The organism is Wansuia hejianensis (genome assembly GCF_014337215.1).
Taxonomy (GTDB): domain Bacteria; phylum Bacillota; class Clostridia; order Lachnospirales; family Lachnospiraceae; genus Scatomonas; species Scatomonas hejianensis.
The window spans coordinates 2,554,211-2,578,099 of record NZ_CP060635.1; the positions used below are offsets into that span (position 1 = coordinate 2,554,211).

At 49.2% G+C, this 23,889-nt stretch carries 19 protein-coding genes and 1 pseudogene; 2 read left to right on the top strand and 18 right to left on the bottom strand.

Annotation, left to right across the window (positions count from 1 at the left end; translation table 11 throughout):
• Positions 1–8 precede the first annotated feature (8 nt).
• The 12 genes from tet(O) to H9Q79_RS11975 all read right to left on the bottom strand — a co-directional run bounded on the left by tet(O) (position 9) and on the right by H9Q79_RS11975 (position 15,521).
• Positions 9–1,928 (bottom strand): tetracycline resistance ribosomal protection protein Tet(O), encoded by a 1,920-nt coding sequence (gene tet(O) / locus H9Q79_RS11920; RefSeq protein ID WP_002596250.1) that lies wholly within the window; start codon positions 1,926–1,928, stop codon positions 9–11.
• Between the two features lie 366 nt (positions 1,929–2,294).
• Positions 2,295–2,669 carry a TnpV protein gene (locus tag H9Q79_RS11925; protein ID WP_001129922.1) on the bottom strand — a complete coding sequence of 125 codons (375 nt, stop codon included), beginning with the start codon at positions 2,667–2,669 and terminating at the stop codon, positions 2,295–2,297.
• Positions 2,670–2,720: 51 nt separating this feature from the next.
• Positions 2,721–3,563 (bottom strand): alpha/beta hydrolase family protein, encoded by an 843-nt coding sequence (locus tag H9Q79_RS11930; RefSeq protein ID WP_249328359.1) that lies wholly within the window; start codon positions 3,561–3,563, stop codon positions 2,721–2,723.
• 192 nt (positions 3,564–3,755) lie between these two features.
• Entirely contained in the window at positions 3,756–6,047 is a 2,292-nt protein-coding gene (locus H9Q79_RS11935) for an extracellular solute-binding protein (protein ID WP_118648359.1), read from the bottom strand.
• A gap of 78 nt (positions 6,048–6,125) precedes the next feature.
• Positions 6,126–9,695, bottom strand: coding sequence for an ABC transporter ATP-binding protein/permease (locus H9Q79_RS11940; protein WP_249328360.1), 3,570 nt, complete (start codon positions 9,693–9,695; stop codon positions 6,126–6,128).
• Between the two features lie 250 nt (positions 9,696–9,945).
• Positions 9,946–10,716: a DeoR/GlpR family DNA-binding transcription regulator gene (locus H9Q79_RS11945; protein ID WP_249328361.1), complete on the bottom strand. Its 771-nt coding sequence runs from the start codon at positions 10,714–10,716 to the stop codon at positions 9,946–9,948.
• A gap of 10 nt (positions 10,717–10,726) precedes the next feature.
• Positions 10,727–11,167: an acetate and sugar kinases/Hsc70/actin family protein gene (locus H9Q79_RS11950; protein ID WP_118648363.1), complete on the bottom strand. Its 441-nt coding sequence runs from the start codon at positions 11,165–11,167 to the stop codon at positions 10,727–10,729.
• Between the two features lie 492 nt (positions 11,168–11,659).
• Positions 11,660–12,574, bottom strand: coding sequence for a 1-phosphofructokinase (gene pfkB / locus H9Q79_RS11955; RefSeq protein WP_118648367.1), 915 nt, complete (start codon positions 12,572–12,574; stop codon positions 11,660–11,662).
• 219 nt (positions 12,575–12,793) lie between these two features.
• Positions 12,794–13,891, bottom strand: a complete 1,098-nt coding sequence (locus H9Q79_RS11960) for a hybrid sensor histidine kinase/response regulator (RefSeq protein WP_249328362.1) — start codon at positions 13,889–13,891, stop codon at positions 12,794–12,796.
• Positions 13,892–13,893: 2 nt separating this feature from the next.
• Positions 13,894–14,346: a hypothetical protein gene (locus tag H9Q79_RS11965; RefSeq protein ID WP_249328363.1), complete on the bottom strand. Its 453-nt coding sequence runs from the start codon at positions 14,344–14,346 to the stop codon at positions 13,894–13,896.
• A 185-nt stretch (positions 14,347–14,531) separates the two neighbouring features.
• Entirely contained in the window at positions 14,532–14,918 is a 387-nt protein-coding gene (locus tag H9Q79_RS11970) for a desulfoferrodoxin family protein (RefSeq protein WP_118648369.1), read from the bottom strand.
• Between the two features lie 81 nt (positions 14,919–14,999).
• Positions 15,000–15,521, bottom strand: coding sequence for a GntP family permease (locus tag H9Q79_RS11975; protein WP_147371516.1), 522 nt, complete (start codon positions 15,519–15,521; stop codon positions 15,000–15,002).
• 105 nt (positions 15,522–15,626) lie between these two features.
• On the opposite strand from H9Q79_RS11975, the pseudogene H9Q79_RS18725 reads away from it, so the two are divergent.
• Positions 15,627–16,291: pseudogene (locus tag H9Q79_RS18725) on the top strand (transposase); the annotation flags it as partial.
• 42 nt (positions 16,292–16,333) lie between these two features.
• Positions 16,334–16,519, top strand: a complete 186-nt coding sequence (locus H9Q79_RS11985) for a hypothetical protein (RefSeq protein ID WP_249328365.1) — start codon at positions 16,334–16,336, stop codon at positions 16,517–16,519.
• Between the two features lie 107 nt (positions 16,520–16,626).
• Here H9Q79_RS11985 and H9Q79_RS11990 read toward each other — a convergent pair whose 3' ends face one another.
• The 6 genes from H9Q79_RS11990 to H9Q79_RS12015 all read right to left on the bottom strand — a co-directional run bounded on the left by H9Q79_RS11990 (position 16,627) and on the right by H9Q79_RS12015 (position 23,880).
• A complete protein-coding gene (locus H9Q79_RS11990; RefSeq protein WP_249328366.1) occupies positions 16,627–18,249 on the bottom strand; it encodes a mannitol dehydrogenase family protein in 1,623 nt (540 codons plus the stop codon).
• A gap of 18 nt (positions 18,250–18,267) precedes the next feature.
• Positions 18,268–19,347 carry a mannonate dehydratase gene (gene uxuA, locus H9Q79_RS11995; RefSeq protein WP_118648527.1) on the bottom strand — a complete coding sequence of 360 codons (1,080 nt, stop codon included), beginning with the start codon at positions 19,345–19,347 and terminating at the stop codon, positions 18,268–18,270.
• Positions 19,348–19,352: 5 nt separating this feature from the next.
• On the bottom strand, positions 19,353–20,387 hold the full coding sequence (gene iolC, locus H9Q79_RS12000; protein WP_249328367.1) for a 5-dehydro-2-deoxygluconokinase: 1,035 nt from the start codon (positions 20,385–20,387) through the stop codon (positions 19,353–19,355).
• Positions 20,387–21,904: a CoA-acylating methylmalonate-semialdehyde dehydrogenase gene (locus H9Q79_RS12005; protein WP_249328368.1), complete on the bottom strand. Its 1,518-nt coding sequence runs from the start codon at positions 21,902–21,904 to the stop codon at positions 20,387–20,389. Before H9Q79_RS12005 ends, iolC begins: the two co-directional genes overlap by 1 nt.
• A gap of 108 nt (positions 21,905–22,012) precedes the next feature.
• Positions 22,013–22,879, bottom strand: coding sequence for a ketose-bisphosphate aldolase (locus H9Q79_RS12010; RefSeq protein WP_249328369.1), 867 nt, complete (start codon positions 22,877–22,879; stop codon positions 22,013–22,015).
• Between the two features lie 38 nt (positions 22,880–22,917).
• The gene (locus H9Q79_RS12015) at positions 22,918–23,880 is read right to left on the bottom strand and encodes an ABC transporter permease (RefSeq protein WP_249328370.1); all 963 of its coding nucleotides are present in this window, start codon (positions 23,878–23,880) and stop codon (positions 22,918–22,920) included.
• Positions 23,881–23,889 lie beyond the last annotated feature (9 nt).

The following is a 23,889-nucleotide window of genomic DNA, read 5'->3' on the forward strand; positions in this document are numbered from 1 at the left end:
GCAAGCTGTTAAGCTAACTTGTGGAACATATGCCGAACCTTATCTATACGGCTATTCGGGCGGCGGGGTTGGCAAATAAATTTACCAATAGCTGGCTGGTATCCTTTTAACTCTGTCAAGCAGACTCCCTGCCCATTTGTGAAATAAGTTAAATCGTTCCTGTATTCTTGAATACATCTAGCAGGGATTTCTCCTTTCAGAATGACCTCGTCATTCTTTATCTGAGTACTTACAATATCTGCACAATACCTTGGAGCATCATGATACGCCCGTGAGAGATATTCCTGCGGTGCATAAATTTCAAAGTGGAGATATGGCTCTAATAGTTCTGTCCCTGCTTTTTTTAAAGCCTGCTCCAATACGATAGGGGAAAGCAGCCGAAAGTCTGCGGGGGTACTTACAGGACTATAATACAATCCATATTCAAAACAGATTTTACAGTCTGTCACTTTCCATCCATACAGCCCCTGCTCGCAGCCATAAAGAACCCCCTCCATAACCGCATTTTGGAACGATTGATTTAAATATCCAAGTGAAACTCTGCTTTCATACTGCACTCCGCTTCCAATAGGGAGCGGCTCTATGGACAACCCGACAGAAGCCCAGAAAGGATTTGGCGGGACTTCTATGTGGATGGTATATTCTGCTTTTCTAAGCGGTCTTTCCATATATATAACAGTAGGCTCTTTTATTTCTGCCTCCACATGATATTTTTCCTCAAGGATGGCACAAATGACTTCCATCTGCACTTTCCCCAAAAAAGAAAGTATAATCTCATGCGTTGTAGTATCCACATAATATTTTAAAAGAGGGTCGCCATCTGAAATTTCTGTAAGTGCCCCAAGCAATATTTCCCGCTGTTCAGATTTCTTTACTGCAATCGTTGTTTGGAGCATAGGGAGAGGATTTTCAATAAATTTTCTCTGCGGCAACAGTATTCCGTTCCCCAAAATACTGTTTAGCTGCAAAACATCATTTGGTAAAATTACAATATCACCAGAGCAGGCTGTATCGGATGAATATAATTCACCGTTTGTCGGAACACACATCTCTGTGATTTTTATTTTCTCTTTTTCAGATATTCTAATAACATCCCTCAAATGCAATGTTCCGCTATATATACGCACATAAACAAAACGCCGCCTTTTCTCTGAATATTCAATCTTAAAAACCTGCCCGCATAGTTCAGATTGACCTTCAGGCGTTGATGAATAAAATTTACTGGCAATCACTTCTATAAGCTGCCGAATCCCCAGATTGTTTTTAGCGCTTCCGTGATAAACGGGAAATAACGTTCCGTTTTGGAATCTCCTGTTTTCTTCCTGTTCCAGTTCTGACATTTTAAACGGTTTCCCTGACATATATTTCTCTAATAGTTCATCGTTTCCCATAATTACCGCATCCCACTGTTCCATATCGTCATTGTCCGTTACATTTATATGGGGATGCTGCCCAACCTTTTGCTTCACTATAATTTCCGAAGAAAGCTTTGCTTTCATTTCTCGATATACCATTGGCAAATCAATCCCCTCTTGGTCAATTTTATTGATGAAAAAAATTGTCGGAATCTTCATTGTCTGTAGTGCATGAAACAGTATACGGGTCTGTGCCTGTATGCCATCCTTTGCAGAAACTAATAATACTGCTCCGTCTAATACGGATAAAGAACGGTATACTTCCGCCAAAAAATCCATATGGCCTGGCGTATCTATAATGTTGACTTTTACATCCTCCCACTGAAAAGATGTCACTGCTGTCTGGATAGTGATTCCCCTTTGACGCTCCAAATTCATTGTATCTGTCCTTGTTGTGCCTTCATCTACGCTCCCTAGTTCTGCAATTGCACCACTGGTATACAATAAACTTTCCGTTAATGTTGTCTTTCCTGCGTCAACGTGAGCCAGAATGCCTAAGTTAATTATTTTCATGTGATTTTCCTCCTATCAACACCCAAAAAAGGGCATAAAAATACCCAGTGATAAATACTCCTATCACTGGGTAAATAACTCCAATAGCCCCAAAACACTTATATGTTTTCGGGCATATAAAATTACATGATAAAAGTATTCTTAAACTGGGTACAAAAAACTAAGCCCCATATTAAAAGTGAAACGAGACTGCTACTTTTTGTTCCCACTATCAAATTGACAGTTTATTTAAGAATACCTTGCCGCATATTTATTAACTCCTTGTATAATACTGAATCTAATTATATTCCTTAACCCTTTATTTGTCAAGCTGACAAACTAAAGCAGAAAAAGCGGCAGGATTTCCCCCTGCCACTAATCATCTGTTTATGCAAAAATAATTTCCTTTTCCACAATCTCCCTCGCACAAGCCCTTATGTTATTGAGGCATCCTGTCCATTCTAAGGCGTTTTCTGCCTTTAGCTGTTCCGTTATGCCCTGTGCCTGTTTCATACCCTCTATGAGCCTTTCAAAGCGTTCCTGTGCCTGTCTGTTGATGTCGGCAAGGTAGGCGTTTAGCCTGCCGCTTGTAAGAAGATTGGTGTATGTAACTTTACGGTACTGTTTTAGATAATCTAAATGCCGTTGCCCCCAGATGCCTATTGCCTGTTCTTCTTCGGCGGGTACAGTTAAGCACGGTATCAAATAATCCCCTTGCCTTTCGTATTTGCCGCCCAGTTCCTCAAATAATGATTTTGCCATTGTCTGTTACCTCCACATTCTTTTTTATTTTGAATGTCCGCAAAATCCGTCCTACATCTGTGGATCGACCGGTATATTATGCTCTACGCCCGGATAGTCCTTGATCTTTTTTACTTTGGATGAAACCGCATGGTACATTCTCTCGGACTGTTCATGGGGCACCAGCTCATCCGCGCCACCCGTCAAAAAGAAAATCGGCTGATCGATGTTATGGCACTGTTCCAGCGGCTTGTAAAACAGCAGCTCCTGCAGGCTGTCCCAGGCTATGTATTCGCAGGCGTCCGGATCTGTTATCCCTTCCAGTATCTTATCGGCCTTGTCCTTTGCCGGGAAATGATACATTTCCAGGACATTTTTCATCTGGCTTGTGCCTGTGGCAGCCGCCGCAGACGCCTCTTCATTGACACTTCTGACGAACTGGCTGAAATCTCCGCCCTGCCAGTCCCAGACGTGCTTCATCCACTCATAGCAGTCACCGATTCCGGACATGGAGACGACCGCCTTAATTCTCTTATCCATCCCGGCAGTATATACTGCCGTGCAGGCCCCCATGCTGATGCCCGCAACCCCTATTCTCTGTTCATCCACACAGCCCAGCGATATGGCATAATTAATTACATGTATCAGATCATAGGGCCATTCACTTGCACAGTACAGATAATATTTTCTCGCAGCCTCTTTCCCGCAGCCCCGGAAGTCAAACCTTATAGTCAGAAAGCCTTCCTGGGCCAACATGTGAGACAGGCCGTCCAAACCGTCGTTCTTGTGGCGGCTGTGGCCGTGGCACAGTATTACGGCCGGGTACTTCTTGCCGCCTGTCAGCTCCTGGCCCGGACATTCAATAATCAAGCTGCATGAAACGCCATGCGAGTAAAATACTTTATGATATTCCATGATTCCAGATCCACCTCTCTTCTCACTATTCCTTCATAATCAGACATACTGTCCGGTGCTTTCATAGTAAATTATAGAGTCCTTGTTTTCTCCCGTCAACATTTTTGAATATCGTTTTATTGAATCGATTCAATTATGCAGAATCACAAAATTTCCAAATAACTGATTCGTGCTCCTTACCGGCCGCATCAATTATTTGGAAATTTTCAATAACTCTGCCTGCAGATTTTCCAGTACTTCCCCTATCTCCTGATATCCCGCGGCCTCACCTCCGACTGCCTGTTCCATCAGGGGCCTCAGGTAGGAATAGATGACGTTTTCCACCTCTTTTTCATTCAGCACTTCTCCCCTGGCGTTCAGCGGAGGTTTCCTGATCCGGGCGCGGTTCAGCTCATACAGAGACATGGTCAGCCACGGATACAGGGTTACAAGATCGTAATTCTGGTAGGTCGCCATATTCGGGGACTGCCCTCCCAGGATCGTATGAGGTACGGACAGCTCTGTGCCCGTTATCCATTTTAAAAATTCAAAGGCGGCCTCCGGCTTCCGGGATCTCCGGTTAATCCCCAGGCTCCAGCCGGCCAGCACAGGCTTGCCCGGTATGTTCGCATAGCTGAACTTATCCACGACCTTTGATTTCGTCCGGTCGGTGATCTCTGTCGCATAATTATAATAGCTGCTGATCATCGCCACATCCCCCTCCATGAAATTGTGGAGGGAATCAATAGGCTTATTAAAAAGTGTGTTGGGGTCTGAAAAGGTAACACTTTCCAACAGGCCGTGCACAGCTTTCCGCATCGCTTTACTGTTGCAGGCTACGGCTCCGTTCTCATCATACAGATCAGCTTTATACTCCCATAGCCTGGGCATAATCGCGCATATCAGCTCTTCCGGATAGGACAGGGACATGGAATAGCCATACTTCACCGGCGAGCCTGGGTTGTACTGCCTGGTAAAAAACTGCGCTATAATATTCAGCTGCCTCCAATTCATCGGGTGCTCCAGCATGAATCCGCACTGATTCTCAAAACTGTTTTTCACGAAATCATTATTGAACAGGTCATATCTGAAGAACAGCAGCTGTGTGCAGACCATATACGGCAGCGCATACAGCTTCCCTCTGTGCATCCCGTAGTGGGTCAGCGAATCGGGAAGAAAATATTCTGTATCCAGCTTCTTCTGCCGGGCCAGCTCATCCAGACACAGCAGATAACCCTGTTCAGCAAAATATGAGAGCCAGGGGACATCGAACAGCAGAACGTCAATCCCGCTGTCCTCAACCCTCATGGAGTCCTGAATAAAAGAAAATGCGTGCTCCGGAAGCACCTTAACGAACTCCACACGGATACCGGTTTTATAATAAAAATCCACCAGCAGGTTCGATATGCCGCTGACCGCATATTTATCATCCAGAATCAACACCCGAATGGTATCCACAAATTTAAAATGTGCCTTCCGTATCCCCTTATGCGCCGGCAGTATCAGCCGGTTCACATCTATGGAGTCTTGTATGCGCAGCCGGCGTGTTTCAAAAAGGGCCGGACTGTGAATGTTATCCAGCAAAAGCTGACATGCCTTCTCTCCCACTTCATAGGAGCTTCTGGATGTCTTCAGGATCTCCCGGTCAAAATAGAATACATCATGCTGTTCGTCTCCTGTGGCTATGATCTTAATATCATCCGTCAGATCCAGATTATTGATGTGGTAGGCATAGCGTATCCCCTCAGCCATGCGGTAGGAGGTTGTGATAATAATCTGCGGCACTGTGTCTCCCAGCTGGCACATCTGTATTCCAATCCGGAATCCTGACTCCCGGATCGGCTCTCCTATGAATATATAGCTGCCGTTAACCGGAAGTCCGGATTCCTGAAACGCATCTCTGTACCCGGCAACCGCGAATTTATTCTCATCAAAGCTTTCCGGACCTGTCACCAGGGCGATGTCTGGGTATCCGTGATCCAGGTAATGCTTCGTCACATTGTGAATGCTGTTATAGTTATCCAGAAATACCAGGTTACAGTCCGCATTCTTCGGGCAGCGTTCTACAAATACATGGGGAATGCCGCTCCGTTCCAGGAGATCAAACAGCTCTGCATTATCCGGATCGCAGGTACACAGGATGATTCCTGAGACATTCCTGCCGATATAATTCAGAAGCACATCTTTTTCCTTCTGCGGGTTACCGTCCGTCAGCGCGATCTCAATCGAATATTTCGGCCCGTGGACGTTCATATAGCCCTTGATGCTGCTGACTACCTTTTCAAAATACGGTTCTGAGATATTGGGGAAAACAACCCCCAGGACATAGCTTTTCTTGCGGCGGAGTTCTCTTCCCGAATTGTGGACCACATAATTCAGACTGTGAATCGCCTTCCGTATCCTGCCGGCGGTCTCTTCGCTGACATTTATTTTTTTATTCAGATAGTTTGAAACAGTTCCAACTGAAACGCCCGCTTCAGCCGCAACATCTCTTATGGTCGCCATGGGCTGCTCCCTGCTTTCAGAATTTCCAGTATCTGGATCAAAACTTATTATACATTTCTTTCACTGCCAGGACAATCCCTAATCGGTCCGCAGCGCCGCCACCGGATCACTTTTTGCCGCTTTACCCGAAGGAATCAGTCCGCCCAGAAGGGTCAGCGCCACACTGAGCAGGATCAGTACCAGGGCGTAAGCCGCCGGAAGCACGGCATTCAGGTCTGGTATTCCCGACAGATGATGGATCAGCAGGTTCGCAGGTATCAGAAGCAGCAGCGTAATAACTATGCCGATCAGGCCTGCACACAGTCCTATGATACAGGTTTCCGCGTTAAACACCTGGGAAATATTCTTTTTGGAAGCCCCGATGGCCCTGAGTATTCCGATTTCTTTTTTTCTTTCCAGCACGCTGATATACGTGATCACTCCGATCATGATGGAAGACACCACAAGGGATATGGCGACAAAAGCAATCAGCACATAGCTGACAATATTGACAATGTCCGTCACGGAAGACATCATCGTGCCCACTGTATCTGTGTACGCGATCATCTTCTCTTCCCTGCCCTCGCTCTCCATCCGGCTGTTATAGCCGTCCAGCGCAGCCACGGCCTGCTCTTTGCTCTCGAAATCCTTCGGATAGATATTAACGCCGCTGGGATTATCAAAATCCGCGTACCCCAGCTTTTTCAGATTGCCTTCGCAGGAAGCGCTTTCAGCCGCTCCCAGAGACATTAGCAGTTCGGTCAGCTCCCCGCCGTCCATATTCACTTTTACCGCATTTGCCAGCGCGCCAGGTTCAATATTCATGGCATTCCCCAGCTCTTCGCCCAGCTGGCTGACGTTCTGTGAGATCTGGCTCTTGATTGCCTCGCCCAACTGGCCAGATATCTGCTGCACAGCCTGGGTAATCTGACTCCCTATGGCCTGAGAGATGGATTCTGTCAATGTGGCAAAAGTTTCCTGCATGTAACTCTGTACGGAGGAGGCAATCTGCCCTTCCAACCCGCCGGCATCCACCATGCCGCCGATTCCTGCCGCCAGCTTCTGCTTAGCGTCATCCGTGCCCAGATACTCCAGGAAGTAATCTCCCATTTTGGCCGGATCAGGCAGTCCGTTGGCCGCCGCATAACTCTGATAACCGGCCGCCAAATCCGCCGCCAGCGCCTCCAGCTGTTCCTGCGTGATTTCCAGATCACCGCTGAACTGAAGGTTTTCTGACGCCCATTTCTCTAACACAGACTGCGCCTGGGGCGTCTGAAGATACTCTATGAGATATTCGTCAAAACGGTCAGGATCCGTATATCCGTTGGCCGCCGCATATTCCTGGTATCCCGCCATGACCCGGCGGACCAGCTCCTGCAGCTGTTCCGGTGAAACCTCCATGCTCCCCCCGGACTGGATGATCTCCTTCATATGGCCGGCCAGCGTCTCCCGGGCCTCCGGTGTCTGCAGATAAGCCAGAAAATATTCTCCCAGGCCAGTATAATCCGCACCGGGATTCCCTGCCGCAAACTCCTGATAGCCGGAAAGCAATTCCCCTGCCAGCTGTCTGACTGCATCAGGCGAAGCGGTGATATCCAGCTGCCCCATAAGGTCTTCCAGGCTGATCGGGGGCATTTCCGGGAGCTCCAGCTGAACCGCACTCAGATCAGCCATCCCCGACAGATCCAGGGAATTCCCATCCAGGCTGAGTGAACCTGACAGATCGAAAGAGTCCGCCAGACTGCTCTCCAGCCCGTCCCCATTGAACCCAAAGGCATTCTCAAGCGCCCCCGCGTCTATCGTGAACAGGGAACTCAGGTCAAAACCACTCTCTGTGCTTTCTTCGCCAAAGGGTTCGTTCGTGAACACATTGACCGACTCATTTTCCAGCTGCCGGCGGACGATTTCGCTCTCTCCTGCCTGCTCCGCCACATGCTTCGCCAGCGCCGCCGGATAACAGATCCCCGTGTTCAACACGCCGCCGCTTATGTCTGCATCCTTCGGCTGTACCACGCCCACGATTTTAATATCCTCGCCGCCGGCTACCAGCTCACTCATATAAGCGGCGTCATTGGTCTTATCCTTCCAGATCTCATACTGGCTGTCATACTCATAATAATCGGCGCTGTTCACCAGCTTAAAGGTGATTCCCAGGAAATCCCCATAGGCGTATGAGCCAGAATCCGCAGGCGTTTCCACATTTTCCCCATCAATGAATTGCTGCACCATCCGGTCAAGCTCCAGCGTATCTCTCAGCCCCAGCGTATACAGCAGGAAGTCACTGATTCCCCCTCTGGAGGTAAGTACCAGCACACATTCGTCGTAATTCTCCGGCCAGCGCCCCGCTTTGACGTCATACCTGCCTTCGTACAGGCCCGCCTCTTCCGGCATCTGATAAAATACATTTGTACTCATCATGGAGGACATCAGGCTGTTGGAGCTGGATGATGCGCCCAGACCCAGCGCGTCAAAGGATACATCCGGGTTAACCTGGCGGATTTCTTCCCCGTTCTGCCTGTAAAGCTGGGGAACCACATCATAAATATATTCAATGGAATTCACATACTGCCTGATCCCGCTCCCCTCTCCGTCCAGGTACTGCTTCAACGCTGCCAGATCATTAGAATCCTGGGCGGAAAACAGATCCGTTATCATCTGAATCACATTGACTTCACCTGACCCCTCATCCCTGTCCCCGCCCCTGCCGGCGGACATCATGGACATCAGGTTGAAGCTGGCGCTCTGAATCTGCAGCGGATATTCGGAGAGCATTTTCTCTTCCACTGTTTTAATATAGCCGTTCACACCGGTAGATAACGACAGGATCAGCGCGATACCGATGATTCCGATAGAACCTGCAAATGAAGTCAGCAGGGTCCTGGTTTTTTTAGTCCTGAGATTGTTGAAGCTCAGGGAAAGCGCCGTAAGGAAAGACATGGAAGCCTTGCCCAGGCGCCTGTGGATAGGCTCCTCCGGCAGCCCTTCATCCGGCGCATACACATCAGAATCCGATTGGATCTTACCGTCGCGCAGCCTGACAACACGGGTGGCATAGGCGTCCGCCAGCTCCGGATTGTGGGTAACCATCACCACCAGCCGGTCCTTGGCCACCTCTCTTAAAAGCTCCATAACCTGAATGCTCGTATCGCTGTCCAGCGCCCCGGTAGGCTCATCCGCCAGCAGAATGTCCGGGTCATTAACCAGTGCCCTGGCAATCGCCACTCTCTGCATCTGCCCGCCCGAAAGCTGGTTCGGCCGCTTATCTATCTGATCTCCCAGCCCCACCTTCTCCAGGGCCTTCCTGGCACGCTGCCGGCGCTCCGGCCGTCCGATGCCCGATATGGTGAGCGCCAGCTCCACATTAGCCAGAACCGACTGATGGGGGATCAGATTATAACTCTGGAACACAAAACCAATCGTATGATTCCGGTAAGCATCCCAGTCTCTGTCCTTATATTTTTTCGTAGAGACGCCGTTAATCATCAGGTCACCGCTGTCATAGCGGTCGAGACCTCCGATAATATTCAAAAGCGTCGTCTTTCCGGAACCACTGGGACCCAGGATTGCAACAAACTCGTTGTCCCTGAGATTCAGGCTCACATCGTCCAGTGCTTTTTGTATAAGTTTTCCTGTCTGATATCTTTTGCAAATGTGTTGAATCTGAAGCATATCTCCTCTTTCCTGCACAGCCTGGCTGCTTATGATACACCTCTCCCGCCTCAATCTAATGATTAGCCTTCATTTTATCATGCCGCCCCGAAATGCACAACAGCCAACTCATTCCTGTTTATTTACTTTACATACCCAAACTGCTCAGTCCCATTTATAACGAAAAAACAGAGGGGGGCTGTAAAATCATCTGAAATAATGATTTTGCGTTCCCCCTCCGGAATGGTGTATCCTCATCTATTATCTTTATCTATTCCTCTTCTTTTGTATCTACCACGATCACATTCAGTTCCTTTTTCAGGCTGCTCAGTACCTGCCTGTCCAGCTGGTCGTCTGTCAGAAGGCCTGTGAGTTCTTTCCATTCGGCATATTTCACGATCGCCCTGGTCTTTGCCTTGCTGCTGTCTGCCAGCACGTAGGCTTCTCCGGCGTTCTGCATCATCCTTCTTTTGACCTCGGCCTCCGGGAAATTCTCCACGCAGGGACCGCTGGAATCCAGAAAACCGCTGGTTCCCAGAAAAGCCAGGTCTGCATGTACATGGTCGATGCAGTAAGTCGCCAGCATTCCCGTAGCCGCCCCGCTCACCTGACTGATCTCTCCTCCGATGAGGATCACCTTGATCTCGTTGGCGTTCATCAGTTCCGCAATCGGAGTAAAATTCGTAACCACGATGATATCTTTACGCATAATCAGCTGTCGGGCCAGCTGGTAGTTGGTACTGCCCGCATCCATGAAAATCACACTGCGGGACGGAACCAGCCTGGCCGCCTCTCTGGCGATCTTCTTTTTGACCTCTATGAACTTCTCTGATTTCTGGGAATAAGCGCTGGCGCTGGTCTCTACCAGGACTTCTGCAGAACCTTTATTTTTCTTGATAAAACCCTGGGCCTCCAGCTCCAGCAGATCTTTCCTGATGGTCTCGGTGCTCACCTGGAATCTACGCGCCAGATCCCCGACCTTTATCTTGCCCTTCTGAAGCAATAAATCAGAAATTTCCCGTCTTCTGTCTGATACAGTCATAGCCTCCTCCTTACAATCTGCCATTGCTCTTATACTTCAGGTATTTGCCCTCCACCACATGAGGTGCACAGACCAGATGAGCCTTCTGCATGGCCGGTGACTGACGGAACCCATCCATCACCAGCGTTAAGCATTCCACTGTGCCCATTCCATAGGCCACGTCACCCCCGTGGATAGCCCCCATCCCCAGGGCCACACAGGGCTGGTCATGGCCCCCGACCAGGATTGCCGGAGCCTTTGTCATGCCAAACCTTTTTACCAGCTCCGGAGAAACCTCTCCGGTTCTGTCTCCCGCTTTCACAATTTCAGGAAGCTTTTCCTCACAGATACCTGCAGCCTGGCAGATCTCCCGGCTCCCGATCGGTCCGTGCAGCGGATGTGACACCACTTCGCCGTTGTACTGCCGCATGATTCCCCATTCATTGCGGATGATCTGTTTATCCTCATCCACACATTCCTCTCTGTATAGCTTTGATCATGCATGAACTATAACACCATTAATTGCGATTTTCAATATTTCACAATTAATTATATTGTTATTATATATTTTAAACAATGTTAAACTTGTATTTATTTTTCACAATATCTAAAAAAGAGAGATACGAAGTATCAACACGCTGGCAGACAGACAGCACCTGTCTGAATCCGGACAGCAGTTATCCAGAATGCAGGCATTGGAGTTATTTTCAGGCATCAAAAAAGAAGCCTCCCGAATACTGCAAAATAGCGGGAAAAGCCTCTTTCCATTTGACCATATATTTTATACTCCAGAGTATTCTATATCGCATGCCCCTGACGGGGCGGGGAGACAGCTCACGCAATTCCTCAGCTTCGCCAGGGCATGCGTTACGGGGCGCCCCGTGAGTATATCCACAGAGGCAAAATACCTCACGCCGCAGCCATGGCTGTCCGTCAGCAACTTAAATTTGTCCGGATATCAATATCATTCCGCCTCACTCATCTGCCTGTACAGCTTCTCTACATCCTCTCTCACTGCCAGCCCTTCTGAAAAGGCGCTGGCGCTCCCTGCCGCCACTCCCATGCGAAAGGCATGCTCATAGGAATGCTGCTCCAGCCATCCCGCCAGAAATCCGGCCACCATGGAATCGCCGGCCCCTACCGCGTTCACCAGCCTGCCTCTCAGAGCGGGCGAAGTGTGGACGCCTCCTTCTGCATCTGCCAGCACCGCCCCCTCCTTCGACATGGATACCAGCACGTTGCAGGCTCCCTTTTCTATCAGTTTTTTCGCGTAGGGGATCACCTCTTCCCTGGTGGACAGCTCCACTCCAAAAAGCTCTCCCAGCTCATGGTGGTTTGGCTTTATCAGAAATGGATGATAGGGAATCACCTGCTGCAGCAAATCTCCCGTCGCGTCTACCACTATGGGAATCTGTTTCTTCTCCAAACGGCTCATGATGTCCCGGTAGACTGTATCCGGAATGCTGTCAGGGATGCTGCCTGCCAGAACCAGCAGGTCTCTGTCAGTCAACCCGTCCAGTAATTCCATGAGCTGCTGCAGCCGCCCGGGGCTGATCTCCGGCCCTTTCCCATTGATTTCTGTACCGTCGGACTCCTTCAGCTTGATATTAATCCGGGAACAGCCCTGCTCCAGCTGGATGAAGCGGGCATTTATTCCCTGACCGTCCAGCTTTCTGCTGATCTCCTGCCCCACGAAGCCTGCGGTAAAGCCCAGGGCTGTACTCTCAAAGCCGAGGTTTTTCAGTACGATAGAAACATTAATTCCCTTTCCGCCCGGATATATCTGTTCGGCAGCTGTCCGGTTTGTCTTCCCCATCCGGAATTCAGGCACAGAAACAATATAATCCAGCGCGGGGTTAAAGGTCACAGTGTAAATCATATTCTTCCTCCGTCTTGTGTTCATTAATGTATCGCAATATTTTATATTGTGTTTTTAATATAATCACAACCTCATTTATTGATTACTATCATACGTTTTAACGACCCATCTGTCAACAGTAACCTTTTTATCTTTCTGTAATTTGGAATTTCTAGACTCAGGAGTATATCCCGCAGAACAGCACGGGCTGTTCCCGGCAGTCTTTTCACATTTCACGGCTCAACGCGGGCGCACCGGCTTTAGGCTAATCAGGATATTTTTGATCTGGTCTATGGATATGGGTTTGGCTATATGGCCATTCATTCCAGCCCTTCTGGCCCTTTTCACATCCTCGTTAAAAGCATCAGCGGTCATTGCGATGATCGGCAGTTCTTCAATATCCTTCATTCCCGAATCACGTATCGCGCGGGCTGCATCATAACCATTCATTACAGGCATCTGGATGTCCATGAAAACAATATCATAATAATGCGGCGGGTGTGAGCAAACCGCCTCTACCGCTGCTTTTCCATTTTCTGCCCACTCAGTCTCCGCGCCCAAAAGCTCGATCATCTCTGCAGCAATCTGGCGGTTGATTTCATTGTCCTCCACCAAAAGTACCCGGATGCCTGCCAGCGACGTCAATATCTCCTGTTGTGATTCTCTTTCCCGGCCTTTTGTTTCATCACATTTATTCAGGCAGATAATGACTTCAAACCGTGTCCCTTTTCCATATTGACTTTCAACCTGTATGCTGCCGCCCATCATTGTGACGAGATTCTTTACAATCGTCATCCCCAGGCCTGTTCCCTTGGTCTTGCTTGTACGGCTGTCATCGGCACGGCTGAAGGGCTCATAGATATGCTCCAGATATTCCTTTTTCATTCCGACACCGTTATCCTCCACTGTAAATTGATAAGTGCCTACCTGCAAGTCATTTTTCTTTAGTTCCCTCAGACGAACAGATATCTTTCCTCCATCCTGGGTGTATTTTGAAGCATTTTCCAACAGATTCACAAGAATCTGCTTCAGCCGCTCTTCGTCTCCGGATACCCGGCAATGGATGCCGGACTCTATATCTGCCTTCAGTATCTGCTTCCTCGTTTCAGCTGATACGTTCACCATCTCCACAACATCCTGCATCATATCCTGGAGATCAAATTCCTTTTCATTCAGCTTTGCCACACCGCTCTCAATCTTGCTGACATCCAGGACCTCGTTAATCAGCCCCAGCAGGTGAGCGCCGGCGCTGGATATTTTCTCCAGGTAATCTGCCATCCTTTCACTGTCCAGGATGTGAAGCTGTGCCAGCTCTGTCATCCCAATGATGGCATTCATCCTCATTGGCCCGTTCGATCCGTGCCGCTGTAAATTCTACCATATGGTATGTGTCCCTGCCCGTTAGACGCCGGAACCGTTTGGATATCTGTTTTCTCCCCTTCCCAAACAAACGGAGCAGCGCTTCGCTGGATTTTCCCGGCCCCCTGCCTTTCTTCAAAATTCATCCGGTGAGGCGAAACAGTCACCGCCACCGCGCGGATATGATCATCCCAGATCACTCGGTTGGCTGTGACATCCACCGTCGTTTTCAAAACAGGATCATGGCAGACGATATGCCCTGACGACTTCTCCCCCATCGCGTCCAACGGGCAATTAGAGCACACCTCAGGCCAGACTTCATGGCATTTTACCCCGACTGCCGCCTTCCCGCGGCTTGTCTCGCGGCAACGCTGATTAAAAAACAGAAGTTTATGAGCCTCTTCCGTACACTCTGGAGTATAGCTTTTTACCACTCTCCGTCTACAAACCGTAAAACTTTAATCAATATAACACGCCAAAAGAATATGGATCAATTTTATTTGGCAATTTCCCAGCATAGCCTCAAATTATCTTAATTTCCATACCTGAAACTCCCTGAGGGCTTAAAAAAACTCCGGCCAGAGAGTCTGACGCTCTTCTGCCGGAGTTTATTTATCTGTTAAATATCTGTTTTCCAAAAACCGTGGAGGTTGCAATAAGCATATGCCGCCACCGGCTTGTCGCCCTCTGCGAGGGCAAAGCAGGCTCTGGGAGCTTGATCTGATTTCAGCTCTACTCTCTGCAGACCCTTTTCTGTTTCCAGATATACAAAATTGATACTGTGTTCAGCCGTCATTGGATGGGCGATGCTGCCCACAGTGACGGTAACCTCTGAGCCATTCTGCTCTACAACAGGAATATGTTTTTCCGCAGCTCCTTCAGAAGTATTAGCCGTGAGCTCCTTCATCTCCTTGCCACAGCAGGTAAACCTTACGCCGTCACTGGAGCGGAGCACCTCGATCACATCCTCGCATCCTTCACATGCAAATATTCTCAATTGTTTCATAAATGCCACCCTCTTTTTATTTACTTTTCCATAGGTTTTCCTGAAAAACGTTTTTTATGCAATTCGTTATACCGATTCTAGCTAACAAATTCCCATGTTCCCCAAGATCACTGCTATAACTGTAACAACTGCCCGAATTATCACGCTTACAACAAAGACATACTTATATCCCTGTTTCAAATCAACTTTACAAATTTCAAAAGTGCTGTGGATTCTTCCGCTATGCGGCAGCGAGTCCAGCGAACAGCTTGCGATCGAACAGATTCTGTTCAGGATGGCCGGATTTGCCGACTGAAGCCAGGTATTAGCAAATGTGCTGCATGCGATTTGTATACCGCCGCTTGCAGATGCTGTAATACCAGAAACTACTGCTGTTGAGAGTGCCGCGGACGCATATACATTCCGTGAGGGGTTGAGAAGCAGTGCAACACAGGCCTCAAAACCCCTCGTATTTTTCACAACTGAGCCGAAGCCTATAATAATACAGAGACTGGCCATCGGGCGAATCCAGTCGTTGCAGCCCTCTTTCACAGCAACTGCTATTTGTTTTCTTTTCTTAAGGTTAAATAGCAGTATCGAAATGATTGCCAGCACCAGCGCCAAATCTACCGACTGATAGACAGTCAGCGTATTTTCAATAATCCCCTGCCCCTCAGTCTTGAGGGGTTAGGGGTTTCTTTTTCTGTTACTTTCCTTCATAATAGTCTTATGAATATACTACAAAAGATTTTTTCCGACCATTTTGAAGAAATGATTTATCTTCAACATCTTAGTGACTCTGTCATCGAAAATGTAGAAAAAATGATTCACTGCGGCAACATGTATTCCATCAACAGGACTACTTCTATGTCTTTTAAGCTCATTGATGTCCAGCACCGGCACTGCGTCTTTACTATCGCCAGAGAACTTCGTCCCTTTTTTCTGCAGGACCGTTCCCTTTTAAACTCTCTCTTTTCCTCCGTTAATAGCGTTGTTTCCCGCATGTTTCATAAAGATAACAAATCAGAGCTATGCCCAATCAATGCAATCCCAGTCAAGTCATTAAGTATATCGGCCGCTACCTTGGCAGACCTGTCATCGCCACTTCTCGCATTGACTCTTATGACGGTGTTTGTGTAACCTTCCATTACAACCGCCATGAAGATAATCAATTGATTACTGAAATGATTTCTGCCCTTGCTTTCATTTCCCGTTTAACACAGTATATCCCCGAAAAACCCTTTAAAATGATCCGCTACTATGGTATTTATGCCAGACATCGTCAATCTGACCTGCTTTTACGCAGAGCTATTTCTAAAGAAAAACATAAAATCTATCTCTCTTTCAACCGCTGGCGGGACTCCATCTCCATCCTTCATTCTCGTGATACAATGAAACTATCTTAAATCTGAATGGAGGCGGTTACAATCAAACGTATGACTGAAGCGGAGCTTGCAAAAGAACTACGGGCGCAATATATTCAAAATCCTCCGGAAGGCATGACTTCTGATGAAGTCCGTGACATGGATGACGATGACCTTCTGGATATGGACGATTTTTTACATGAATTCGATGATATCGATGAGGACGATTTTGATGTAGAAGGATTCTATATTTTCTAAATCAGAAACGTCTATTTCCAATGCCCGCTTTTCTAGCGGGCTATTTTCATTCCCAAATCCATAACTAAGCAATTTCCTATAAAGCCAAAAAGGCCGGAAGCTTAATTTCAAGCTTCCAGCCCATTCAGATATTTTATCAGCGTCTTCCTCACCGCGCCGATCCCGGTAATTTCTTCCCTGAACATCTTTTCTATTTTTTTTCCTATTTTAGCCTGATACAAATCACAGCCAAAGATACGACTATTTGATAATATGGGAACCAGCCGGTTTCCCACCGTGTCCGGCCGGCCCGGACTAATTCCCTCCAGATATCCGCTCAGCTCACCTAACATCGGGTCTGCGGACCTGTGAAAAACTTTTCCGTTATCGTCCACCCCCAAAAGATATCTGAGCCATCCGGCGATGGCCAGCGGGATGGCCTGCAGCCTGCCTGCGTCTCCATACCGGTCCACATAAGCTTTTATGGTTTCTCCATAGCGGATTCCTATCTTCTGGGAAGTATCCGTTGCAATCCGCTGGGGCGTATCCGGCATATACGGGTTGGGAATTCTTTCGCGGATGACTTCAGCCGCGAACTTTTCAGGAGACAGTATCCCCGGGTTCGTGACTACCGGAAGCCCTTCCTTCAGCCCAATGCGGCAGACTAATTCATGTAATTCCCTGTCCTGCATTTCGTCTGAGATACGCGTGTAGCCCAGCAGGCAGCCGTACACGGCCAGGGCTGTATGCAGCGGGTTCAGACAAGTGGTAACTTTCATTCTTTCCGCCTTGTTTACAGTCTCGCGGTCAGTCATATATATCCCCGCCTTCTCAAACGGCGGGCGGCCATTGGGGAACCTGTCCTCAATCACCAGATACTGGGGGCCCTCCGCATTGACATAGGGAGCAATATATGTATTTTTCCGCGTGACCACAGGCTCCATTCCTTCTATGCCGAGGGACGCCAGTTCATCTCTGATAGAAGCCGCCGGCCTGGGAGTGATTTTATCAATCATGCTCCAGGGAAAGGATACCTGCGCTTCATCGGAGAGATATCTGACAAACCCTTCCGAAACATAGCCCCGCTCCTCCCAGCCTCTCGCGAAGGTCAGGACGGCCGTTTTCAGCTTCTCACCATTTCGTGAACAATTATCCATGGAAACGGCTGCCACCGGTCCGCCTCCGCCTTTGAATCTCTCATACAGCAGAGCCGTGACCACTGCCATGGCCGATTGGGGCCCGGAAGGTCCTCTTTCCAGATCGGCGCATACCGCCGGCAGATATTCCCCGTGTGTATCGCACACCGCATACCCTTTTTCTGTGATTGTGAAAGAACAAATCTGCAGGGACGGGCTCGCAAATATCTGCTTCAGCCTCTGCCAGCACTCAGGTTCCTCCGTATTGGCTTTTAATGCCTCCGCCAGCGAGCCGATCACCCTTTTCCGGCTGTTTCCATCCGGTAAAAGGGTAACGCCCAATACCAGATTATCAAAGGGTGCATAGATTTTATCAATGACATCGAAATCAAAGGCTTCCGCACAGGTGATCCCCCGGTCCAGCGCCTTCTGTTCAATTAAATGGTCTGCAATGCCGCCCATAAAGATCCTGAATATATTTCCGATTCCAAAGTGTACCCATACCGGTTCCTTTTGTGCAGCCGACCGAATCCGTCCGATCTCATAGGTAGGAATCGCCACGCCGGCTTTTTTCCAGAATTCCCGCCTCCTTAAACCGTCCAATGTTAAATTCATGGATGTTCATCCTTTCCCTCATGAAGCGCATTTGCGTGCTCCCTTTTCAATGGCCTCCCAAATCCCCTGAAGATAGCACGCGCCCAGCGCCCTGTCATACAGGCCATAGCCTGGCATCGCCTGTTCCTGCCAGATCATCCGCCCGTGATCCGGCCGCATGATCCCGTTAAAGCCCGTGTCATATAATTTGCGCAGAATTTCATACATATCCATCGATCCGTCCGATGAGAGATGAGCTGCTTCTTCAAAATCTCCCGGGCTGTTATACTTCAGATTGCGGACGTGGGCAAAGGGAACCCTTCCCCTGGCTGCCTCTATGATGTCCGGTATTTCGTTCTTCTGGTCAGAACCCAGGGAGCCCGTACACAGTGTCAGTCCGTTATACTCCTCATCCACAGCGCGCAGCAGCCGCTCGATCTGCTTTTTATTGGTTATAATTCTCGGCAGCCCGAAAATAGGCCATGCCGGATCGTCCGGGTGAATGGCCATCCGAATGCCATATTTTTTACAGACTGGTCCAATAGCTCTCAGGAAATAGAGGAGGTTTTGGAACAGCTTTTCTTGATCGATATCCCTGTATTTCTCAAACAGCTCTTTCAGGTGGTCTAACCGGTCCGGTTCCCAGCCGGGCATCTGAAAACCTCCGGACATCTGGCTGACGGATTCTTTCATGTGCTCAGGATCCAGCCGTCCGATCACCTCCTGATTATACGCCATCACCGTGGAGCCGTCCGGCCGGACCCGCGCCAGCTCTGTGCGGGTCCAGTCAAAGACCGGCATGAAATTATAACACACTATCTGTATCTTTTCTTTCCCCAGGTTTTCCAGTGTCTGGATATAATGCTGAATATGCTCGTCTCTCTTGCCGGAACCTGTTTTGATATCATCCGACAGATTGACTGACTCAATTGCGGCTATCTTCAGCCCGGCGCCGTCAACTGTGTCCTTCAGCGCCCGTATTTCATCCGGCTCCCAGGTCTCTCCGGGGTTTTTACCATACAGCGTGGTGACAACGCCTTTTACCCCCGGCACCTGCCGTATCTCCTCCAGAGTCACAGAATCATAACCCTTACCAAACCATCTCAGGGTCATTTCCATACGATTCACCCCTTTGCTACCATTTCACCATAAAGATTCTTTTCTTCCTGAATAAAAGCAGCAACCTCCCGGATATCCGGCAGCCGCTCCGTACAGCTGTTGTTCCGGACCAGCATGGAAGCTTCGGCAGAGCCGTATTCCAGGCATTTCTGGATCTCCCAGCCATGAAAAACGCCATACAGAAAACCTGACGCATAGCCATCGCCTCCTCCGAAGCCCTTTCGGGCCTGCACAGGAAAGGGTTTTACGCTGAAGCTCTGATGGTCGCAGGTGTAGGCGGTGGAACCCTGCATCCCATGCTTAATCACCACAAGCCTGGCGCCGCAGTTTATCCAGTGTTCAGCGCTATTCCAATCGTCCATACCCGGCTGTATCAGCCTCTCTGTCCGGTTGAACTCTTCTCTGGAACCCATGATGATATCCGCCTCCTTGGCGGCAATGGAGTAATAAATGGAGATCTCGTCCTCATTCTTCCAGTTATAGGAACGAAAGTCGATATCAAAAATGATTTTTGTATTGTTTTTTTTAGCCAGCATGACTGCCTTTAAGGCCGCTTCCCTGGAGGGGCTTTCCGCCAGGGCAGTGCCGGAGATCAGAATCGCTTTTGCTTTTCTGATATAGTCTTCGTCAATATCCCCCGGTCCCAGCTGCAGGTCCGCCGCCTGATTCCGGTACATCAGGATATGGCTCTCTTCAGAAGAAAGCATCTCCGTAAAGGTAAGCCCCAGCTTTTCTCCGTTTGCGCAGCGGCTGATATGGGAAACATCGATCCCACATCCCTTAAAATGATCAATGACGAAATCTCCGAACTGGTCGTCAGAGACTTTGGCAAAAAAACCAGCTTTCATCCCGTGCCTTGCAAGCCCGCACGCAATATTGGCGGGGGAGCCCCCGACATATTTCTCAAAATAGTGAACGTCTTTCAGAGGTTTGAATTCTTCTTTTACCTCCTCTGAATACGCAGGGTTAAAATCGATTGCGATTCTGCCCAGCAGCACAAGGTCAAACTCCCTGCTTTCGTCAAATTCTATATATTTCATTATCTGTCAACCGTTCCTTCCCATGTGTCAACCTTCTTGTACTTGGATTCCTCACTGTACCAGTGCTTGGTCACTGTTTTCGCCCTAGTGAAGAAGCGCACTCCGTCCAGCCCCAGGACATGCTGGTCTCCGAAGAATGAATCCTTATTGCCGGAGAAGGGATAGTAAGCGGTTGGCACCGGAATTCCCACGTTAATACCAACCATCCCGCCGTCCGTCCTCAGTTCAAACTCACGGGCATAGTATCCGCTCTGCGTAAATATTACAGACCCATTTGCAAACGGATTGGCATTCATGATCTCCAGTCCCTCCTGAAAATCCTTTACACGTTTAATCAGCGTGACCGGCCCGAAAATCTCACAATTGCCGACGGACATCTCCGGCGTCACGCGGTCGAAAATGGTGGGGCCGACAAAATATCCGTTTTCATATCCGGAAACCACGCAGTTCCGCCCATCCAGGACCAGCTCAGCCCCTTCGTCCACTCCTGTCTGTATCCACCGGCAGACGCTTTCCTTATGCTTTGCGGAAACGACAGGACCCAGCTGTGTTGCCTCCTCATATGCGCAGCCCACCTTCAGCTTTTGGGCCTTATCCTTCAGCAATGCTACAAAGCGGTCCGCAATGCTCTCCTGCACCACTACCACCGGCAGCGCCATACAGCGCATGCCTGCACAGCCATAAGTGGAATTCACAATGGCGTTAGCCGCGCTTTCCAGATCCGCATCTTCCAGCAGCAGCGCATGATTCTTGGCCTCACACTGTGCCTGTACGCGCTTCCCATGGGCCGCCGCGACAGAATAGATATGTTTTCCCACGTCAGTTGTGCCGACAAAGGTTACCGCTTTGACGCGTTCATCCGTCATCATAATTTCTGCCTCTTTTCGGCCGCAGGTTACCAGATTAACAACGCCCTTTGGAAATCCTCCTTCTTCATAAAACAGCTCCAATATCCGCATGGATGTCAGCGGCGTCTGACTGTTTGCTTTTAATACAACAGTATTCCCGCAGGCGATGGCCAGCGGCACCATCCAGCCCCATGGAATCATCGCCGGAAAATTCATCGGCACAATGCCTGCTACAACGCCCAGGGGAACCCGGTAGGTTGCACAGTCAAACCCGGTTGTCACCTGCAGCCCGCCGCTCCCCTGCATCGTATACGGGACGGAAGTGGCAAATTCTGTCGGCTCAATGGCCTTTAACACATCCCCTCTGGCCTCATTCAGGTTTTTGCCCAGCTCCTTCGCACACAATACTGCCAGCTCCTCCAGATGCTCTACGAGAATGTTCCTCCAGCGGAACATATACTGGGCTCTTTTGCTCACCGCCATCTGTGACCAGGCAGGGAAAGCTGCCTGCGCGGCCTCTATAGCGCTCTCCACTTCCTCCTCCGTACAGCAGGGCACCTCCGCGATGACTTCTCCGGTGCTGGAATCAGTCACCGGCATATACCGGCTGCTGTTGGATTCCAGCCATTCCCCATTAATACAATAATTCATTCTTCTGACTACACTCATTTTTCCAAAACGCTCCTCTCATACATTGTAGAACAGCAAAGCTGTTCCCCCGCCCCGCCAGGGGCATGTGTTGCGGGATACTCGGGAGTATACTTTGTCCCCCGCCCGTCAGGGCATGCATTGCCAAGTGCCCTGCGGGTTTGATTTGTTATTAAATATTTCGATACAGTTTTTCACCGTATGGTAGGTGCCCTTAACCATACATTCGTTTAAATCGAAATAGGAATAGGGACTCCCGGCGGAAAAGTACTCCTTAGCACTGTCTACCAGCGCATCCATATTCGCGGTGGCAATATTAATCTTCCGGATGCCCAGGCGGATGCAGTTTCTGAATTCTTCCGGAGAAATTCCGCTGCCCCCATGCAGCACAAGCGGAACAGGAACTGCCTCATGGATCTCCTGCAGCCGGCGGAAATCCAGCTGCGGCCTGCCATGGTAGTGCCCGTGCGCGTTTCCGATGGCGATGGCCAGCGCATCAATTTCTGTCCTTGCCGCGAACTCCACAGCTTCTTCCAGATCCGTGCACACGATTTCTTCCACCTGCCCGGTCGCTTCCTGTCCCCCCACCGCTCCCAATTCCGCCTCAACAGATACATGGGCCGGATGTGCCAGACGGCAGATCTCATTGGTTTCCTCTATATTTTTTTCAAAAGACTGTCTCGATCCGTCATACATGACGGATGTAAATCCCAGCCCAATAGCTTTCCGGATCGTATCCGCCGAAATTCCGTGATCCAGGTGAACCGCCACTTTGACGCCGGCCTGCTTCGCGGCCTGCACCATCATCGCCCCCACATAGTCCAGTGGAGAATTATCCAGCCGTTTTTCTGCAATCTGCAAAATAATACTGGATTGCAATTCCTCAGCCGCCTTTATAATTCCCATGGTCATTTCCATATTGAACGTGCTGAAGGAGCCTATAGCCTTGTTTTCCCGCTCTGCCTCTTCCAGCAATTCAGTCAAAGTAACTAACACGCTAACATACACCGCCTTTACCAGTAAATTTCTTTCTGTTACTCATTGATCTGTTTTTTGGGAACCGCAGCAATCAGGACTAAGATCAAAACCGCACCCTGGATCAAATTTTTAATAGCGCTGTTCAGATGCCACTGGGTCAGCGCGATATTCAAAAAGGCATTGAGCATCGTCCACATAATACTCGCGAATACAATTCCAACCATGCTCGTCTTGCCTCCGTTCAGACTGGTGCCTCCGATCACCGCCGCCGCCACGCAGGGCAGGAGATATGCGCTTCCCGCATTCTGACCGCCCATACCCAGGTAGGCATTCAGCATAATGCTGGCAAAAAATGTGAGCACAGCCGTCATGATAAAAGCTGTAATTACAACCTTAGGCAAGTTGACGCCTGCAAATCCGGCTGCCGTTCGGTTCATGCCGGCCGCACGGAGCTGCCACCCAAATACGGTCCGGTTAATCACGAACCAGGCGGCCAACACGACGGCAGCCGTGATGAAAATGCGCACCGGAATCCCCAAGAACGTCCCCGTCTGTATGAGCCTTTTGAATGACTCATTGGGCGCCCCTGATATCTGCCGGGAAGAGATCACCATGGTTAGGGAATAGACAATATACCCCACAGCCAGCGTCGTGATCATCGCCGGAACCTTCAGATAATAATTGACAACCCCATTGGCCACTCCTATCACAATGCAGGCTGCCAGCCCTGCCAGAACTCCGGCGGCATAATTTCCCACGGCCAGCGAAACCCCGGAGATCAAGTAGGGTACAAAGCTCACTACGTAGGTCAGCGAAAGGTCAATGGCTCCTTCACCCGTTGTGATTACCACTGCCTGCCCTATGGTCATAATCAGCAGAAAGCAGCTCAAATTAATATTCACGCCAAGAGTAGAAATCTCAAAATTGCCGTTTAATATGGAAATACCGATCCACAGCAGGAGAATTCCAAGCAATGGCCACACCCAGGGACTGCCGCTGATTTTCTTTTTTATATTCATACAGATAAC

Bases quoted from the DNA above. Each gene is read 5' to 3' on its own strand.
- H9Q79_RS11925 (WP_001129922.1), bottom strand. From the start codon at position 2,669: ATGGCAAAATCATTATTTGAGGAACTGGGCGGCAAATACGAAAGGCAA.
- H9Q79_RS11930 (WP_249328359.1), bottom strand. From the start codon at position 3,563: ATGGAATATCATAAAGTATTTTACTCGCATGGCGTTTCATGCAGCTTG.
- H9Q79_RS11935 (WP_118648359.1), bottom strand. From the start codon at position 6,047: ATGGCGACCATAAGAGATGTTGCGGCTGAAGCGGGCGTTTCAGTTGGA.
- H9Q79_RS11940 (WP_249328360.1), bottom strand. From the start codon at position 9,695: ATGCTTCAGATTCAACACATTTGCAAAAGATATCAGACAGGAAAACTT.
- H9Q79_RS11945 (WP_249328361.1), bottom strand. From the start codon at position 10,716: ATGACTGTATCAGACAGAAGACGGGAAATTTCTGATTTATTGCTTCAG.
- pfkB (WP_118648367.1), bottom strand. From the start codon at position 12,574: ATGATTTACACTGTGACCTTTAACCCCGCGCTGGATTATATTGTTTCT.
- H9Q79_RS11960 (WP_249328362.1), bottom strand. From the start codon at position 13,891: ATGAATGCCATCATTGGGATGACAGAGCTGGCACAGCTTCACATCCTG.
- H9Q79_RS11970 (WP_118648369.1), bottom strand. From the start codon at position 14,918: ATGAAACAATTGAGAATATTTGCATGTGAAGGATGCGAGGATGTGATC.
- H9Q79_RS11985 (WP_249328365.1), top strand. From the start codon at position 16,334: ATGACTGAAGCGGAGCTTGCAAAAGAACTACGGGCGCAATATATTCAA.
- H9Q79_RS11990 (WP_249328366.1), bottom strand. From the start codon at position 18,249: ATGAATTTAACATTGGACGGTTTAAGGAGGCGGGAATTCTGGAAAAAA.
- uxuA (WP_118648527.1), bottom strand. From the start codon at position 19,347: ATGGAAATGACCCTGAGATGGTTTGGTAAGGGTTATGATTCTGTGACT.
- iolC (WP_249328367.1), bottom strand. From the start codon at position 20,387: ATGAAATATATAGAATTTGACGAAAGCAGGGAGTTTGACCTTGTGCTG.
- H9Q79_RS12005 (WP_249328368.1), bottom strand. From the start codon at position 21,904: ATGAGTGTAGTCAGAAGAATGAATTATTGTATTAATGGGGAATGGCTG.
- H9Q79_RS12015 (WP_249328370.1), bottom strand. From the start codon at position 23,880: ATGAATATAAAAAAGAAAATCAGCGGCAGTCCCTGGGTGTGGCCATTG.